Annotated in this window: 1 protein-coding gene and 1 pseudogene; both read left to right on the top strand. The window is 39.6% G+C overall.

Annotation, left to right across the window (positions count from 1 at the left end):
• Positions 1 to 574 precede the first annotated feature (574 nt).
• Positions 575 to 877: a hypothetical protein gene (locus tag AC1DVJ_RS31070; RefSeq protein ID WP_477596808.1), complete on the top strand. Its 303-nt coding sequence runs from the start codon at positions 575 to 577 to the stop codon at positions 875 to 877.
• 11 nt (positions 878 to 888) lie between these two features.
• Positions 889 to 1,163 (top strand): annotated as a pseudogene (locus AC1DVJ_RS31065) (type II toxin-antitoxin system VapC family toxin); the annotation flags it as partial.

Raw genomic sequence — 1,163 nt, 5'->3', positions numbered from 1 at the left:
CCAATATATGAACCAATTCATACACTATTACTATCAAGTGAATAGGAGTGTGATAGGGATGGGATTCATATTTAATCGAAATGTTAGAGTTACTTTTTTCTCGGGTTTTAACTTTACAGGAAGAAGTCTAACATTTAGACGAGGCGTGGCAGTTTCAAATCTGGGTTTATTCGGTTTTAATAACATCATCTCCAGTTTTCGGCTAAGAAATGTTATATTTCCTAGTCAAGCTACGTTAGTATTGTTTTCAGGGCGCAACTTTACAGGGAATTTTCGGATTTTCCGTGGCAGCCAGAACATTTCAGACTTACGACTTTTCAATTTTAACAATGTAACCTCGTCGTTTATTCTGGTTGGATTCCGTGTAACAACTGCTCAAATTCGTACCATTCAAAGTACTGGCAAAATGCCAAGTGACATTTCCTTATTTTAGGATAAAAGTGTCGGGTGGCAAGGACAATAACTCATTAGGGTCGCGTAAATCGCGGCTTTTTTTATTTTATGGGATCAACCCCMTTATATCTACAAAAATAGACGAATCGTTTTACAAGCTATGCATAAGGAGTGAATCACGTTGGCGAAAAATTATAAACGCTTCATTCAAAATCAATACGAAAAAGCGATGTCCACTGCTTCCGAATTCATTTCTTCACGAAGTGAAAAACAAGAAGAAGGGACTATAGAACTCAATCTGCAATATTATGCTGAGCTGAAATCAATCGCCGATATGCGGCATACGACCGTGCAAGCGATCGTCAATGGAATCATTGTCCAATACCTGGCAAACGCTACATACGGATCAACCCCCATCTCAGTGGATCAAAAGGAAGATAATCCGCTTCTGTATTTGGATGGGATTTGCAAACTAGAGGTTTAAGGAGTGCTGATATGGATAACCACTTGAACATTCAGGAAGCCATTTTTCTGGATGAAACAGCTTTAGCGGCTTTAATGAACCCTGAAGACCCCCACTATGCGAAAGCTCGTTCCCTGTTTTTGGATTTACATGATCTTGAACGTAATTACATGACTACCAACTCCATTATATTTGATCTTCACGAATGGCTTCGCAATGAATACGGCTATGAGCAGGCGGAATATTTTCTGAACGCAATTGATAAAGCAGTGAATAAAGGCAAGCTTGCGGTGATCTCCAGCGGCCA

This window comes from Paenibacillus sp. P4_A9 (assembly GCF_056402415.1).
Note: the sequence above shows the minus strand (reverse complement) of the source record. Positions and strands in the feature narration are given on the sequence as shown.